Here is a 15,190-nt window from a genome sequence, read left to right as displayed (position 1 = left end):
TTTTTCACTTGTAATAAGCTGAAATTTTTCTGTATAATGAATAAAAATTTCATATGTCTGGTTGATGTTTGCGGGAGATGGAATGAAAGTTCCAACCGAAGGGGCAAAACTCTCAGGTGCTTAGGCTGATTTACAGCAACGAGCAGGGACCGTAAACGGACAGAACTCTGGAGAGACCCTTAATTGGGCGCCGAAGGTGCACCGCAGATCACATCTGCTTAAACTCTCAGGCAAAAGGACAGAGACGCGAATAACCTGTGACAGGGATAGCCCTAGGCTTTTTATAAGCTTTTAGAGGTGAAATCCTGCACAAGATGGTTGTATTTTTTCGTGCCTTTAACCTCTCCAAGAGTCGAATCAACAGATTTGACTCTTTTTTGTTTTCTACTATGCTGAAGGAGCGGGTTGAAATGAATTTGGTACATGTGTTAGAAACGATTGACAGTTGGATGTGGGGAGCGCCGCTTCTAATTCTCGTCATGGGCACTGGGTTGTGGCTAACGATCCGTCTGAAGATGCTTCAGATTATTCGATTGCCCTTAGCGCTCAAGCTAATTGGTAAAGCGCCGGACGAAGGCAGCGGGGATGTCAGTAGCTTTGGAGCATTGAGTACGGCACTTGCAGCTACTGTAGGTACGGGAAGTATCGTCGGTGTCGCAACAGCGATCAAACTGGGTGGGCCCGGTTCATTATTCTGGATGCTGGTTGCAGCTTTTTTCGGGATGGCAACCAAATATGCGGAAGGGCTATTATCCGTTAAATACCGTGTTAAAGACCGGAACGGACAATTTTCGGGTGGACCGATGTATTATATTGAAAATGGGCTTGGCCGCCGTTTCAAGCCGCTGGCGATGTTGTTTGCCTTTTCTGGTATTCTTGTAGCACTATTTGGAATCGGTACTTTTCCGCAAGTAAAGGCTATCGTTTCTTCTACGGAAAGTAGCTTTGGCGTGCCAACAGTAGTTACAGCAATCATTATTTCCGTGTTGACGGCTGTTGTTACGATTGGAGGACTCAAAAGTATCGCCAAGGTATCCACAAAGATTGTTCCATTCATGTCGGGGCTCTATATCGTGGTTTGTTTAATCGTACTCATTAAGTTTGCAGGAGAGCTTCCTCATGCGATCGCACTAGTATTACAAGGGGCTTTCTCGACAACATCTGCGACGGGTGGATTTGCCGGAGCCACGATTATGCTGGCGATGCGAAGCGGAGTTGCCAGAGGGATCTTTGCAAATGAAGCTGGTTTGGGAAGTGCGCCAATCGCAGCAGCAGCAGCTAAGACGAAATGGCCCGCAGAACAAGGGCTAATATCCATGACGGGCGTTTTTATCGATACGATGATTATTTGTAATTTGACAGGATTTACATTGCTGGTTACGGGAATATGGAGTGGAAATGATGATGGAGGTCTGATGACTCAGCATGCGTTTTCCAGTGCCTTTCCGGCTGGAGCAGAGCTCGTGACGATTAGCCTTATTTTATTTGCGTTCACAACGATACTTGGCTGGAACTACTACGGGGAACGCTGTGTTGAATATTTGCTTGGGGTCAAGTGGATTAAACCATACCGTTATCTGTTCATCGTACTGGTTGCCGGAGGCGCGTTCATCAAGCTCGATGCCATCTGGCTGCTGGCAGATATTTTTAACGCCATGATGGCTTTTCCGAACCTGATTGCACTGCTCGGCTTGTCGGGAATTGTTGTTGCAGAAACCCGGACTTATATGAATTCTTTGTATCCTAATAAGAACAAGGGTATTCTTGCTGGTGCCAATGTAGGGGCGGCTATCCAAGTAGAAGAAAAGGGACAAACGGTAAATTCATAAATACTAAAAGGGAGTATCCTCAGCCATCACAGGCTTGAGGGTACTCCTTTTTTTAGGTTATAAGACTGGTGATTACCGACATTTTATTTATTCTGAATATCTCTTAATCCATAACGTTTACAAACCTAAGAGTTATTACATGGGAGCATAATCGTAATTTGAAAATGCGAATCCGTAATAGTTGTATTTAAATAACCACCATATTTCTTTATCACTTGCTGGATGTTAAGTAATCCATACCCATGTTTTTTTAAAGGGGGATTGTATGTTTTGGTTGAGAATGCTGTATTGAGATAATTACTTTTTGAATTGCGAACATAAATCCATAGGGCAATATTATCGGTGAAAATTTCCAAATGAATTGAATGCTCTTTCTTTCTAGGAAGCTGCATTACAGCTTCAATAGCATTATCGAAAACATTACCTAAGACAATACATAGATCATGACTTCCAATACTAATATTTGCCGGGTTAATATGGATTTGATGGAAGAAAGCTATCCCACTTTTATTAGCGATGCTGAAAGTATGATTTACTAAAGCATCAATAACGAGATGTCCTGTTGTTATATGAAGTTTTGGTGAGTCTATATTTTTTAGAGTTTGGTTGATGTGATTAACACCCTCTTCCGTCCTCTGTTCTTGTAAACAAGCACGGACAAAAATTAACTGTTTTTTGAAATCATGAATACTTCGTTTGATATCACTAAGAGATCGAATTGTTTCTTTATAACGTTTTTCTTGCATCAGCATTTGCTTTTGAAAAAAGCATGAGAGGTTTGACTTTTCTATCAACTTGTCCGTTAGAAAGACATTAATCACGTTCATTCCAAGAATACTGATGATTGACATTATAAAGAATAAATTATGTTTCATAAAAGAAAATAAACCGTAATGTATGAGCAAGTTAAACGATGTTCCTATTAATATTACAAAATAATACACAATCCCTATCTTGTATTTTCTTCCTTTTTTAAAATAATGAACTACTAGTACTGTAATAAGTATGAAGTGTAAAGAGGCGAAAAGTAAAAAAAGGTTAACTATTGGATTGGAAAAATGACTTTGCTTTGTTGTGCTAAATAAAAATAAAGAGTAATTAGAAAACGAGGTGACATTAATGTAAACGCAATGATTCAAAAAACTCACCCTTCCTGAAAACGAGAAATTATAAAACGAGCATACGCCTCACGAAGTGATTTAGCGTGAGAACGACCTACAGGGAATTCTTGTTCGTTTGACATAATAACAGAAGTAGCTGAAAACTTACGTATATGAACTAAATTCACAATTATTGACCTATGTATAAACACAAACGGATATTTTAATTGTTCATAAACCGCTTTCAACGTTCCAGAAATAAAATAGTTGTGTGAATCCGTTGCAATACAAAGTTCATTATGGATGTAATTGTTTTCACCTTTTGAGATGGCTATGATCTCAGAGTGTCTCAATACAAGATGCTCAGTTTTATTTTTCACAGACAGAAAGTGGGATACTGAAGAACGCATATAATGACATAGTTTATTTATTTTTTCTACAAAGAGTTTATAAGTAAGGGGTTTAAGTAAATATTGAAATGCTTGTACTTCAAAACTTTCTAGCATGTATTCTGGATAGTTAGTTAGAAATATGATTTGAACTTCTCGGTCAGGAAAAAGGCGAATAAGTTTTGCAGTTTCAATTCCCGATAATTCCCTCATTTCAATATCTAACAAGATAATATGAAAGGGGTATCGCTCTTGTGAACTGTAAGATTTGATTAGATCTTCCCCAGATAAAAAGAATTGTAGATTAAAATCAAAGGATTCACTTACTGACATACACATGAAAAAGTGTTGTAAAATTTTATGCATTGCGGGATCATCGTCACAAACAGCAACTTGAAACAAATAGACCACCTCAAATATGTTATATAAATCCAGTATATTGTAAAAAAAGTCTATTCGAAGTGATGTTTTACATATGAAAAAAATTACCATCAGGTTATGGAATTTTTGTTAGTAAAAGTTCAAATGCATACTTATACTGTGGATAGGACGTAGCCCAGGCGAGGGAATGGATACGTTCTTCTTTATTGCTTAGAATAGGTAACAAAAATATTAATCTCACATGAAGCTGACATATTTGGTCGTTGAGATGGACTTTTTTGCATTTCAGGATACAAGCTTATTTTTTCTTTTTGCCTTATGCTACATTAAAAGCCGAGAAGGAAAAGCTATCTAGTATAGATATTGTCCAGAGAGAATAAAGTATATGAATAAACTATAAAGGTGTAGGATGGCTTTTAAATTCAGTCCGGTTTCGGATGATGGACATCTATTCTTGGTGGCTAGTGTGCACTGCGAGAATGCTATTACAACTCAGAATGAGCGTACATCTTATTTTTAAAACTTATGTGAATTTTGTCACTAGTTAATCGATTCATAATTACATAGGGACCGCATCCATTCTAAGGAGGGCTAAAATGAAAGCTTCGCAATATAACTTTATTTTTAATGACATTATTGAAAATACCGATAAAACGGTACTTTATAATTCTCGAACAGGTGCATTGGCAGTTCTTGAACCGGAGTACTATAAACAGTTTTGTGAACTTACAAACAATGGATTGGCAATAAATAATGATACTTATCTTAAAAATCTTATCGAATGTGGCTATATCGTAGAAGATAATATGAATGAAAAAGCATATGTAAAGGTAAACCTCTTAAAAAATCGGTTTGAATCTTCTAATTTAATGCTAACAATTGCCCCTACAATGGCCTGCAATTTTCGATGTGTATACTGTTTTGAGAAAGACCAATATCATAACAAAACTATGAGTGAAGAAACAGCTCAAAGTATAGTCAATTTTGTTAAAGCAAATGCTAGTAAACTTGACACTCTTAATGTTACATGGTATGGCGGTGAACCCTTGATTGCAATGAAGCAGATAGTTAGGATATCGGAAGATTTTTTGGAAATATGTAAAGAAAACAATATACAATATACGGCCAGTGTCATTACAAACGGCTATCTTTTAAATAAAGAAAAAGTTCAAACGTTAATATCATGTGGAGTAAATGATATTCAAGTCACTGTTGACGGTCCTAAAGAAGTACATGATCTTAGACGCCCTTTAGTAAGTGGAAGAGGGACATTTGATGTCATAATGAATAACCTCAAGCAAATTAAAGGGATGATTAAGATATTTATGAGAATAAATACTGACCAAGACAACTGGTTGAATTTACATGAAATCGTAGGATTCTTAAAGGAAAATTCTTTATTGGAAAATGTAATACCTTATCTAGGATTAGTTACGCCGACGAATGGAAAGTATGAGGGAACTAAGTGCTTGACAGACGAGATGTATTCAAAATTTAATTTAAAATTTATGTCGGAAAATGATATCCCAATTAGTTATATTTATCCTGCACCTAAAGGTAATTATTGTTCTGCGGACAAATATAATAGTTTCGTTATTGATCCTCTTGGTCATTTATATAAATGTTGGAGCGATATTGGAATTATTGAGCAGTGTGTTGGAAATATAAATGAAGATACATCAGTGAAATGGAATACTGAGCTTCTTGGTTGTTATTTATTATATGATCCTACTGAAGATGAAAAATGTTCAGACTGTAAGTACTTACCTGTGTGTTTAGGAGGATGTCCTCATAATAGAATGGCAGACTTTAACATATGTGAGCAATATCGTTATAATTTGCAGGAGTATATTACCGAGTGCACGAAAGTATTACTGGCTGGACAATTAACGGAAAATAAGAAGGAGGTTTCTGAATCATGTTAATGCTAAAAAAAATGTGTATTGTTTTATGTGGTTTCTTACTTATGGGGATGCCATTAGGTGCTTCAAGTAATGCAGCTTCAAATGATGTTAAGAATATCAATCTAACGGCTATAAATTGTAATGTCACCGTTACAAAAACTTCAGCAAGTGATTTTAGTTATGAGTATAACAAATCCTTGTATACTGTCACTTCTACATTAAGTGGATCTACAATTTACATCACAGTAAAGGGGAAAGGCTCAGCTAACGGCATTTCCGACAGAGTTAATATTTTAATTCCTGATAAAAGTTATGAAAAAATAACGGTAGAAAGTACAAAGTCTGGAGTTTCACTTCCAGAGCTAAATACTAATCTTGATATCACAGGTGTAGATGGTTCCTCAATGTCAGTTCGGGTGCCTGTAGGATACTCAAAAGCCATTAGTTATGACAATACAAAAGGTTCAGGTTCCTTAACTTTTAGTAAAGGAGCTTCGGATTACACAGTTACAGTTAAGACGACTGCAAGTGCATTAAGTGTTCCTGCGGGATGGCCATTGTTTAGACCAAACTTAACATATAACTATATAAATGGTGCAGGTAAAGCAAAGATAAATATCACGCTTGAAAACAGTGCATTTTCTATTGCAGCTCAAAAGTGATAAGTAGCATATAGTTTTTAAACTGTATGTTATTTATATAAATTAAATTTTAAGGAGGGAAAAACTATGGACGTATTGGTAAAAAGTGCTGTACAAGTAAGTGCACATTGTCCTTTCCACGGTTCAAGTGGCTGCACTCTTTCTTGTTCCTACAAGATGTAGCTTAAGAGAAGTAACATTACTTAGCGAGATGCTGTTTTTAGCATCTCGCTAAGATTTACCTAATATGAAACATAGGTGATGAATATGATAGTCCTAGAATACTTGAAAAAATACCTTTCAAAAACCCGCAAGTATGTATTTTTTTACATTGTTGTTACTTCAGTATTGTGGATTATAGGAATTATTGTTCCTTACATCACAGGCATATATATTGATTATTTAGTATCAAAAAGTAATATAAGTATCATTTTATATTTTGTACTGTTACTGGGGATTATAAATATAGTAAACATTCTCATACAATATTTAACTGCCCTTTTCTCTACGAAATTGAATAATTTATTATTATACGAAATCTGCAATGATATCTATCAAAAGATATTCAAAACTAAACTGTCGGTCTTCAAAGATAAGGATAATGCATACTTAGTTGACCAAATTAATAATGATTCATCCACAGTAGTTGACTTTTTTTCAAATAATATTTCCAACTTAGTATTGCAAGTAATCACAATAATTATCAGTGGTATTATTGTTTTAAAAGCTGATGTACTACTATGCGTTATAATTTTCTCGCTTATTCCTTGTTATATATTTACATATGTGGTTTTTAGAAAAAAATTGTATAAAGCAAATCTGAAATACAAAAAAGAAGCAAATGAATACTACTCTAAAAAAGTCGAACAAATTAACAAATTGGTTTTTATAAAGAAGAATGTACTCTTTAATGAAATGAATGAGCGGCTAAATAAAGCATTTAATTCATTATTTAGAGTTGCGACTTCACAAGTAAAAACTAATTATATTTTCTCCAATCTAAATCAATTTATATTGATCATCTGCTATATATTTGTAATCGGAATTGGAGGTCATAAAGTTGTAATTGGCCAAATGAGTATAGGGCAGTTCACCATAATTAACACGTACCTTTCAATGATCATCTCGTCAACTTCATATTTATTAAGCTTAGCAAGTTCATACCAAGAGACGAAAGTATCGATAGAACGGTTAAATGACGTTATGAACTCTGAAAATGATATTTATGGTAGTACAACACTTGAAGATTTAGAGAAAATAAGTATTAAACAATTAGGTGTTAAATATTCCGAGGAAAGCGTATTTAGAGACTTTTCTTATGATTTTTTTAAGGGGGGAATTTACGGGATTTGTGGTCACAATGGTTCAGGCAAAACAACATTACTTAATACTCTGATAGGTCTTTATAGTGATCTTTACACAGGAGAAATAGCTTTTAATAATTGCTCCATCAAAGATATAGATATGCTTGATATGAGGCGTTATAGAATTTCTTATGTAGAACAGAATCCGGAGTTTTTAAATCTACCAATAAAGGAATATTTGAAATTTGGAATTACTTTTTCAAAAGAGATTGCCAGTAATCAAGATGAGCTTATAACAGCTTTTGGGCTTGAAGAGATAATAACAAAAGCTAACCTTGAAAATATACTAATAAATGAAAATGGAAGCAACTTTTCTGGTGGTGAAAAGCAAAAATTAGCTTTGATTCGTGCATTAAGTAAAGATTCTTTCTTAACGATTCTTGATGAGCCCACATCAGCCTTAGATTCAAAGAGTGTAAGTGGACTTATAGAAATATTGACCAAGCAAAAGTCAAGAAGGATAACAATTGTAGTATCACATGACCAGAGACTATTAGCAGCATGTGACCATATTTTGAATATTGAAACCCAAGAGGAACGTGATGATATTGGATTCCACAGTTATGGAGTTCTTTAGAAACATCAAAAAACAGTATGGGAATTACTCACGATTGTTTAAGTTGTTTCAGACAAAGAATAAATCCTATTTGTATGATGTGGGCACAGGCAAAGTTATGGAATGCACTGAAATAGAGTATGTATTTCTAAATAACTTACAAGTGTACGGAGATATCGAAGAGGTAATAAAAACTACCAAAGTTAATGATGATACATTGACTATTCTAATTGACTTAATACATGTTGCGCAGGAACAGCATTTATTCCAAGCACCTCCTCTTTTATCCTTTGCACTATCAAAAGATGAGGTTTTAGAAAATGCAAGAAGTCATCTAGAACAGGTTACTCTGGAGTTGACCGAACAATGTAATATGGCATGCCACTATTGTATATATCATTCAGGGAACATAGACTTCAGGGAATTTGGACGCAGGCACATGTCCTGGCAAGTAGCAGAGTTAGCAATCGATTATACTCTGAAAAACTCAGGTAAAAAAGTGGCGGTAACTTTTTATGGCGGGGAGCCATTAATAGAATTTAAATTATTAAAGCATTGTGTAGACTATACTTTAAAAAATGGTGCTGATAAAGATTTAACATTTTCAATGACAACAAACTTAACCTTAATGACTGCTGAAATCGCAGAATATCTATCTACAGTTCCTAACTTTGGAGTAGTTTGTAGTATTGACGGTCCAAAGGAAATACATGATTGTAGGAGGGTATTTAAAAATGGTGAGGGCACGTATGACAAGGCAATTAATGGTCTTAAACATCTAATTAATGCTTATGGAGAAAAGAGTAATTCTCTTATATCGCTAAGCATGGTAACACCTAGACCAGCTAATGATGTAGTTATGAAAAAAATTCAAAATTTCTTCAATTCTCTTTCGTGGGTACCTAAGGATATTACTAAAAATATTTCTTATGTGAGACACTCGTCTGACATAGAAAAAACGATTACTGAAAAAAGCTCTATGCATTGTTATGATAACCCTGTAGGGAACTGGACAATTGATCTAATGTTAAATAATACTTCTATATCAAAAAATACTCCCTTTACAATCGATTTTTTACACAAACAATTCTCAATAATACATGATAGGATTTTAACTGAAACTCCTTACCCGGACTATTGCTTAAACGGCTGCTGTTCACCTGCCTCAAGAAGAATTTATGTAACGGTAAATGGAGACTTTCATTTATGCGAGCGCATTGGAAAATCACCTTCAGTTGGAAACGTTTATAGTGGTATAGACGAATCTGTATTAATCGATCGTTATATAGACGACTATGGTAAGGAGAGTTTGTCCCAGTGTTCCAAATGTTGGGCTATACGCCTTTGTTCGGTTTGTTACGTCGAATGTTACGATAGTGATAAGTTTAATATCGAAAAAAAGAGAATAGCTTGTAGGCGTTCTTTAGATATGCTGGAACATGCATTGATAAGCTATCATACTATCTTGGAACACAAACCACATTTATTAGAGGAATTAAACCATATTACATTGGTGTAATTCCAATCTATAATCAAAATGAGTCGAAGGAGGATTATAAATTGAGAATTGTAAATCCATTTGGAAGGAAGCCTTTAATGGCAAATACCCTTGGAATTGTTCCTTTATCTTGTATTTGTTCTTCCGGTGCTAATAATATACTTCATGACTTCGGACATGGCTCGAATTGCGCATGTAAATGTCGCTCTGATAGGCAAATGAATAGTAGTGCAAACTATGATATGGCTTTAAGTTGACCTATCAGAGAAACGCTTATATAATTTTTGAAAAATCGCTTCTACTCTGTTAAATGAGTGGAAGCGATTTTTATTAATCGTTAGATAACTATGGAGGCTAATTTACAAGGAAATATGGATAACAGGTAGACAGTACATGTTCAATCGTGTGTAAACTCAGCCTCGGAAGTAGCCTATTTTGTGTTCCGTTTAGAGCAATCGTTCCAATTAATAAAATCGCACGGAGCTCATAGTTGTGCAATTCCTCTCCAGAGCTTAAGTCCAGTTTCGATGACGCTTTAGAGCAAGTAAAAGGGGATTCAAGTGAAGGCTAATCTTTGATCGCTCCAGCGGCAAGATCGGAAATAAATTGGCGGCTGATGAAAAGAAACAAAATAATAAGAGGAAGTACAGCCAGCAGGGTGCCAGCAATGACCATCGCATAATCCGTATTGTAAATCCCGTTCAACTGCGACAATGCAATCTGGAGGGTGAATTTGCGCTCATCCGTTAAAACGATTAATGGCCATAAGTAATCATTCCAAGCTCCTATAAAGGTAAATGCGCCGAGAAAAGCGAACGCAGGGCGTAAAATCGGCAGTGCTACATTCCAGTACAGTCGAAAAAAGCTGCACCCGTCCATACGCCCCGAATCCAGGAGCTCCTTGGGAATAGATTCTTCTGCATACTGACGAATCCAGAAAATCCCGAAGGCATTTACCATACCCGGGATGATGAGCGCTTTGAACGTACCTACCCATCCAAAGGAAGCCATCATGACAAAGGAGGGAACGAGCGAAAGTTGTGAAGGGACCATCATTGTAGCTAGCAGAATGACGAATAGCGCCTTTTTGCCCGGAAAATCAAACTTTGCGAATGCAAAACCGGCCAGTGAATCAAAAAACAGCACCAATAGGGTAATCGAACTGGCTACAAAAAGCGTATTCAAAAAGGCGCCGGCAAAATCAATCTGCTGCAATACTCTCGTGATGTTATCCAGGAAGTGGCTGCCGAACCACAATTGTGGCGGAAAACGATAGATGTCTGAGGTTGTACGGGTTGCCATGACGATTAGCCAGTAAAATGGAAACATCGACAGGATGATACCTACCAACAGCCCAGCATATAAAACAATGGATTTTGCACGTGTCTGCATCATGTGGTAAAGCTCCTTCCATCGTTATTTTTTACCTTGAACGAGTTTCCAATTGATGATGGAGAATAGAGCAATGATGAGAAACATGCCCCATCCGACAGCAGCGCCATATCCAAAATAGTTGTTAATGAACGACTCGCGGTACAGGTATAAAACGATGGTCATGCCACTTGCCCCGGCACCGCCGTCATTACCGACCAGGACCTGTGGCTCGGTGAACAGCTGCATCCCACCGATGGTGGACGTAATGACTGTAAACAGAATGACTGGGCGCAGCATCGGAATGGTGATGCGGAAAAAAGCTTGCGCTCCGGTTGCCCCGTCTATTTTGGCGGCCTCATACAGCACATGTGGGATACTCTGGAGCCCAGCCAGATAGATAATGGCGTTGTAACCCATCCATCTCCAGACGACCATGGAAGAAATGGCGATTTGGATACCCCATGGCACATTCAGCCATTGGATCATAGGTAGCCCCAAGAGCTGCAAAAGGTAGTTGAGAAATCCAAAATTGTTGGCAAATAAGGCGCCAAAGATGATGGCAACAGCAACAATAGATGTCACATTGGGCAGGAAGAATCCAACTCGCCATAAGGTGCGCATTTTCACAAAAGGGGCATAAAGCAGAAAGGCAACAATGAGTGCTAGAAATAGCATTGGAATCGTGGCGTACACCCAGATCACAAACGTATTACCTACAGCCTGCCAAAATTCGTTGTCTGTCACAAGGTAACGAAAGTTGCCCCAGCCGTTGTAGGTCATGTCTCCGATCCCGTCCCATTTGTGAAACGCCAGGTACAATGAAAAGCCAATCGGAAACAAGCCAAAGATGCCAAACAGCAAATAAAATGGCGAGATCGCAGCATAAACGGCCCGGTGCTTCCAGATTTCTCTCAGCATATTGTCCACACGCCTTTTTTGAAGTTTTGTTTTTTAACGCTGTAATTCCCGTTCAATTCGTTGCATTGTTTCCGTCCATAATGCTTCGGGATCGGCATTTTGTTTGGCCACATTGGCAAGACGACGGGTTACAATGCCGTGGATGACAGGATAGCGCTCGCCGAAATAGCTATTTTTCACCTGACGTGCGGAGGCGGCAAAAATGAGGCCAGTGGCCTGACCACCAAAGAAAGGCTCGGGTGTCTCCATGACTGGATCGTCATAGACGCCGGGAGTGGATGGGAACAGGCCGATTTTATGGTAGGCTTCCAGTTGGTGTTCCGGGCTTTGCAGCCAGGTCAGAACTTCAAAGGCTTCTTTGGGGTGTTGGCTAGATTTGAGGATAGAGATGAAAGACCCTCCCAGATTTCCGTCTCCTCCAGGAGCACGGGCGACTCTCCATTTGCCCGCTGTATCCGGTGCGGCTTCTGTGAGAACTTGCTTCATCCAGATTGCCCCTACGAACGAGGCGATTTTGCCGTTATTGACCGAAGCATTCCATTCAGGAGTCCAGCCATCTGCATTGGCGAGCAGATGCTTCCTGTGGAAATTCACAGCGGTTTTCCAGCCCAGGCGGATGTCAGGAGATTGATTGCCGATATAACTTCCGTCCGGCTTGAAGTACAGGTTCGTATGTTGAGCGAGTACCTGATTGTAAACGTTTACAATATTATCGGCCAAAAATGAATGGCTTCCGAATTTCTGCCGAAGTTGTTCTCCGGCTGCCATATAATCATCCCATGTGCGGATCGAGGCGCTGACCTGTTCAGGATCACTTGGCAAGCCTGCCTGTTCAAACAGGTCGCTTCGATAGAAGAGGGCGGTAGGCCCAGTATCCATGGGAAATGCAATCATTTTACCATCAGGAGTGATGCCCTGATTCCATTTCCATTCCAAATATTGATCCTTCAGTCGGTCTGCTCCGAGTTCCTTTAGATCATAAAAACGATCCGCACTCGGGAATAGCTCCACCATCCAGTCGTTCAGAGCTACGATGTCTGGTTCACCGGAACGAGCTGCGAGCGTTGTCTTCAGCTTGGCTTTAAAGTCACCGCCTATTTTTTGAGTTTTTAATTCAATGTTGGGAAACTGTTTTTCGGCCTGGACGAGCAATTCATCGTCAATAGAACGATTCCAGTACCACAATGTAAGCGTTATCTTTTTACTGTTTGACAAATTAGCTTCAGATGATTGACCTTTAGAGGATAGGGACCCACTACAACCACTAATCATAGTGAGAAAAGCAAGACATAATACCAGCCATTGCCATTGTACTGTCTTCACATCATTTCCCTCCTTGCTGTCTGAATAATCTGCCTGCTGAACAAGTTGTAAATGGTTTAGCTCCATCATATGAAGCTGTTACCCATTTATGTGCATTGCCTTAACCAAAAACAAAAAATTTGAAACGTTTATCCATAAAAAAAGCACGTGCGTCTGTTATAGGAAGATCGCACGTGCTTAAGGCAGGGGATTAGCTTCATGACATCAATCGTTGTATCTCATCTTTCAGAGCTTCGGATCGAGTACCGAAAATAACCTGTAGGGTACCGTTCCCAAGCCTGATAATTCCTGACGCTCCGAGCTGCTTAAGAGCTTGATCGTTAACCGCTTTGTCGTCCTTGACGACAAGACGCAGCCGCGTGATGCAGGCATCAATGCTTTGGATATTGTCTGAACCGCCGAGATAGGTTAGGACCTGGCCTGCCTGACTGGACTGGGTGCCGGATGAGGCGCTTGCTTTTCCAACGGGTATGGATTTGTTAGCCTCAAATAGAAGGGTGTCATCTACATCGTCTTCGCGCCCGGGAGTCTTTAGGTTGAATTTGAGGATGATGAAGCGGAACAGAAAATAATAGATGAGGGCGAAGACAAGCCCAATCGGGATCATTCGCAATGGATGGGTGGAGAGCTTCATATTGACCAGATAGTCAATGAGTCCTGCTGAAAAGGAAAAGCCGAGTTTGACATCCAGTAGGTATACGACTAGGCCGCTCAGACCTGTTAGCAGAGCATGAATGCCGTAAAGCAGAGGTGCAATGAACATAAAAGAAAATTCGAGGGGCTCAGTAATACCGGTCAGGAACGACGCCAGCGCAGAACCGATAAAGATGGAAGCGACAGCTTTACGTTTTTCCGGCTTGGCCGTATGGATGAATGCGAGAGCCGCCGCTGGCAGAGCGAACATCATAATGGGGAAGAAGCCGGACATGAACATACCCGCCGATGTATCGCCTGCGAAAAAACGTGTCAGGTCACCATGAACAACTTCACCTGCAGCATTGGTATAGTTGCCAATTTGAAACCATGCGATCGAGTTCAGTACATGATGCAGCCCGAGCGGGATCAGCAGTCGATTGGCAATCATGAACACCATTGACCCGATTCCACCAAAGCCAACAATCCAGTTGCCGAAGGCTGCAATGCCATCTTGTATCGGACTCCAGATCATGCCGAGCAGAATGGCTAAAATCATGGTCGTGAAGGCTGTAATCATGGGGACAAAACGTTTGCCCGAAAAAAAGCCGAGCCAATCTGGAAGTTGAATATTATGATATTTTTTAAACAGATAAGCAGACCATCCGCCGATAAAAATACCGCCCAATACGCCCATGTCCAGCTTGACGTCGTCTGGAATATACGCAAATATACCCGGTACGGCCGCCAAAATACGGGTCAGCACCAAATAGGCAATGACTGCCGAAAGTGCGGCTACCGCGTCGCCTGCTAGACCAATAGCAACACCGATGGAGAAAATGAGCGCCAGATTGCCAAAGATAGCACCCGCCCCTTCATTCAGAAAAGGAGTGACATAATGATTCAGAAATCCACCAACTCCAGGGCCAAGCGGAATATCCGTCTCATAATTAATGAGAGCCAGCCCTTGCAAAATCCCTGCGGCGGGTAATGTAGCTACTGGAAGCATTAATGACTTGCCGATTTTTTGCAGAAATTTCAGCATAACATTCTTCCCTTCATCATCAAGTTTGGGAGTGTCGTATTCATCCTGAAATCCTTTCATTCAGCCATTTTTTTACATCATAAATCGGGCAATCTAACATGGTCAACGATTATTTTAGGATATCAGAAGACGTAAATCCGCAGTTGACATCGCTTACATGCTTATATAATATCAAATTTAAGTTAATAATCGTGACGGAGACAAGAGAGCCACGCAGACATCCCATGTTACAGCA

11 protein-coding genes and 1 riboswitch are annotated in these 15,190 nt (G+C 39.1%); of the genes, 5 read left to right on the top strand and 6 right to left on the bottom strand.

All coding sequences use genetic code 11. The features are described from left to right. Positions 1-157: 157 nt before the first annotated feature. A riboswitch (glycine riboswitch) is annotated at positions 158-252 on the top strand. Positions 253-410: 158 nt separating this feature from the next. After that, complete coding sequence (locus tag ACH59B_RS19310; RefSeq protein ID WP_038978208.1) at positions 411-1,829, top strand: sodium:alanine symporter family protein; 1,419 nt, start codon at positions 411-413, stop codon at positions 1,827-1,829. A gap of 125 nt (positions 1,830-1,954) precedes the next feature. On the opposite strand, the gene ACH59B_RS19305 is transcribed toward ACH59B_RS19310, so the two are convergent. Next, positions 1,955-2,575, bottom strand: a complete 621-nt coding sequence (locus ACH59B_RS19305; protein WP_226888823.1) for a sensor histidine kinase — start codon at positions 2,573-2,575, stop codon at positions 1,955-1,957. 398 nt (positions 2,576-2,973) lie between these two features. Beyond that, positions 2,974-3,729 carry a LytTR family DNA-binding domain-containing protein gene (locus tag ACH59B_RS19300; RefSeq protein ID WP_231124978.1) on the bottom strand — a complete coding sequence of 252 codons (756 nt, stop codon included), beginning with the start codon at positions 3,727-3,729 and terminating at the stop codon, positions 2,974-2,976. A gap of 566 nt (positions 3,730-4,295) precedes the next feature. Here ACH59B_RS19300 and ACH59B_RS19295 point away from each other — a divergent pair. The 4 genes from ACH59B_RS19295 (at position 4,296) to ACH59B_RS19280 (ending at position 9,683) form a co-directional block, all read left to right on the top strand. Continuing rightward, positions 4,296-5,624 (top strand): radical SAM/SPASM domain-containing protein, encoded by a 1,329-nt coding sequence (locus tag ACH59B_RS19295; RefSeq protein ID WP_017427400.1) that lies wholly within the window; start codon positions 4,296-4,298, stop codon positions 5,622-5,624. Beyond that, entirely contained in the window at positions 5,618-6,265 is a 648-nt protein-coding gene (locus ACH59B_RS19290; protein ID WP_017427401.1) for a hypothetical protein, read from the top strand. Before ACH59B_RS19295 ends, ACH59B_RS19290 begins: the two co-directional genes overlap by 7 nt. Positions 6,266-6,511: 246 nt before the next feature. Further along, a complete protein-coding gene (locus ACH59B_RS19285; protein ID WP_164965621.1) occupies positions 6,512-8,185 on the top strand; it encodes an ABC transporter ATP-binding protein in 1,674 nt (557 codons plus the stop codon). Then, positions 8,151-9,683 (top strand): radical SAM protein, encoded by a 1,533-nt coding sequence (locus ACH59B_RS19280; RefSeq protein ID WP_102998265.1) that lies wholly within the window; start codon positions 8,151-8,153, stop codon positions 9,681-9,683. Before ACH59B_RS19285 ends, ACH59B_RS19280 begins: the two co-directional genes overlap by 35 nt. Positions 9,684-10,229: 546 nt before the next feature. Here ACH59B_RS19280 and ACH59B_RS19275 read toward each other — a convergent pair. From ACH59B_RS19275 to ACH59B_RS19260, 4 genes are all read right to left on the bottom strand, one after another. Further along, the gene (locus ACH59B_RS19275) at positions 10,230-11,057 is read right to left on the bottom strand and encodes a carbohydrate ABC transporter permease (protein WP_025365664.1); all 828 of its coding nucleotides are present in this window, start codon (positions 11,055-11,057) and stop codon (positions 10,230-10,232) included. A 21-nt stretch (positions 11,058-11,078) separates the two neighbouring features. Next, the gene (locus ACH59B_RS19270) at positions 11,079-11,954 is read right to left on the bottom strand and encodes a carbohydrate ABC transporter permease (protein WP_016818618.1); all 876 of its coding nucleotides are present in this window, start codon (positions 11,952-11,954) and stop codon (positions 11,079-11,081) included. Positions 11,955-11,987: 33 nt separating this feature from the next. Beyond that, a complete protein-coding gene (locus tag ACH59B_RS19265) occupies positions 11,988-13,277 on the bottom strand; it encodes an ABC transporter substrate-binding protein (protein WP_025365663.1) in 1,290 nt (429 codons plus the stop codon). 196 nt (positions 13,278-13,473) lie between these two features. Then, positions 13,474-14,955 (bottom strand): PTS transporter subunit EIIC, encoded by a 1,482-nt coding sequence (locus tag ACH59B_RS19260; RefSeq protein ID WP_025365662.1) that lies wholly within the window; start codon positions 14,953-14,955, stop codon positions 13,474-13,476. Positions 14,956-15,190 lie beyond the last annotated feature (235 nt).

Origin of the sequence: Paenibacillus sp. DP01 (assembly GCF_044784315.1) — a bacterium.
GTDB classification, from domain to species: Bacteria; Bacillota; Bacilli; order Paenibacillales; family Paenibacillaceae; genus Paenibacillus; species Paenibacillus polymyxa.
Note: the sequence above shows the minus strand (reverse complement) of the source record. Positions and strands in the feature narration are given on the sequence as shown.

What these genes read in the sequence shown, in the direction of transcription:
- ACH59B_RS19285 (WP_164965621.1), top strand. Translation starts at nt 6,512, where the DNA reads ATGATAGTCCTAGAATACTTGAAAAAATACCTTTCAAAAACCCGCAAG.
- ACH59B_RS19290 (WP_017427401.1), top strand. Translation starts at nt 5,618, where the DNA reads ATGTTAATGCTAAAAAAAATGTGTATTGTTTTATGTGGTTTCTTACTT.
- ACH59B_RS19275 (WP_025365664.1), bottom strand. Translation starts at nt 11,057, where the DNA reads ATGATGCAGACACGTGCAAAATCCATTGTTTTATATGCTGGGCTGTTG.
- ACH59B_RS19305 (WP_226888823.1), bottom strand. Translation starts at nt 2,575, where the DNA reads ATGCAAGAAAAACGTTATAAAGAAACAATTCGATCTCTTAGTGATATC.
- ACH59B_RS19310 (WP_038978208.1), top strand. Translation starts at nt 411, where the DNA reads ATGAATTTGGTACATGTGTTAGAAACGATTGACAGTTGGATGTGGGGA.
- ACH59B_RS19295 (WP_017427400.1), top strand. Translation starts at nt 4,296, where the DNA reads ATGAAAGCTTCGCAATATAACTTTATTTTTAATGACATTATTGAAAAT.
- ACH59B_RS19270 (WP_016818618.1), bottom strand. Translation starts at nt 11,954, where the DNA reads ATGCTGAGAGAAATCTGGAAGCACCGGGCCGTTTATGCTGCGATCTCG.
- ACH59B_RS19280 (WP_102998265.1), top strand. Translation starts at nt 8,151, where the DNA reads ATGATATTGGATTCCACAGTTATGGAGTTCTTTAGAAACATCAAAAAA.
- ACH59B_RS19260 (WP_025365662.1), bottom strand. Translation starts at nt 14,955, where the DNA reads ATGCTGAAATTTCTGCAAAAAATCGGCAAGTCATTAATGCTTCCAGTA.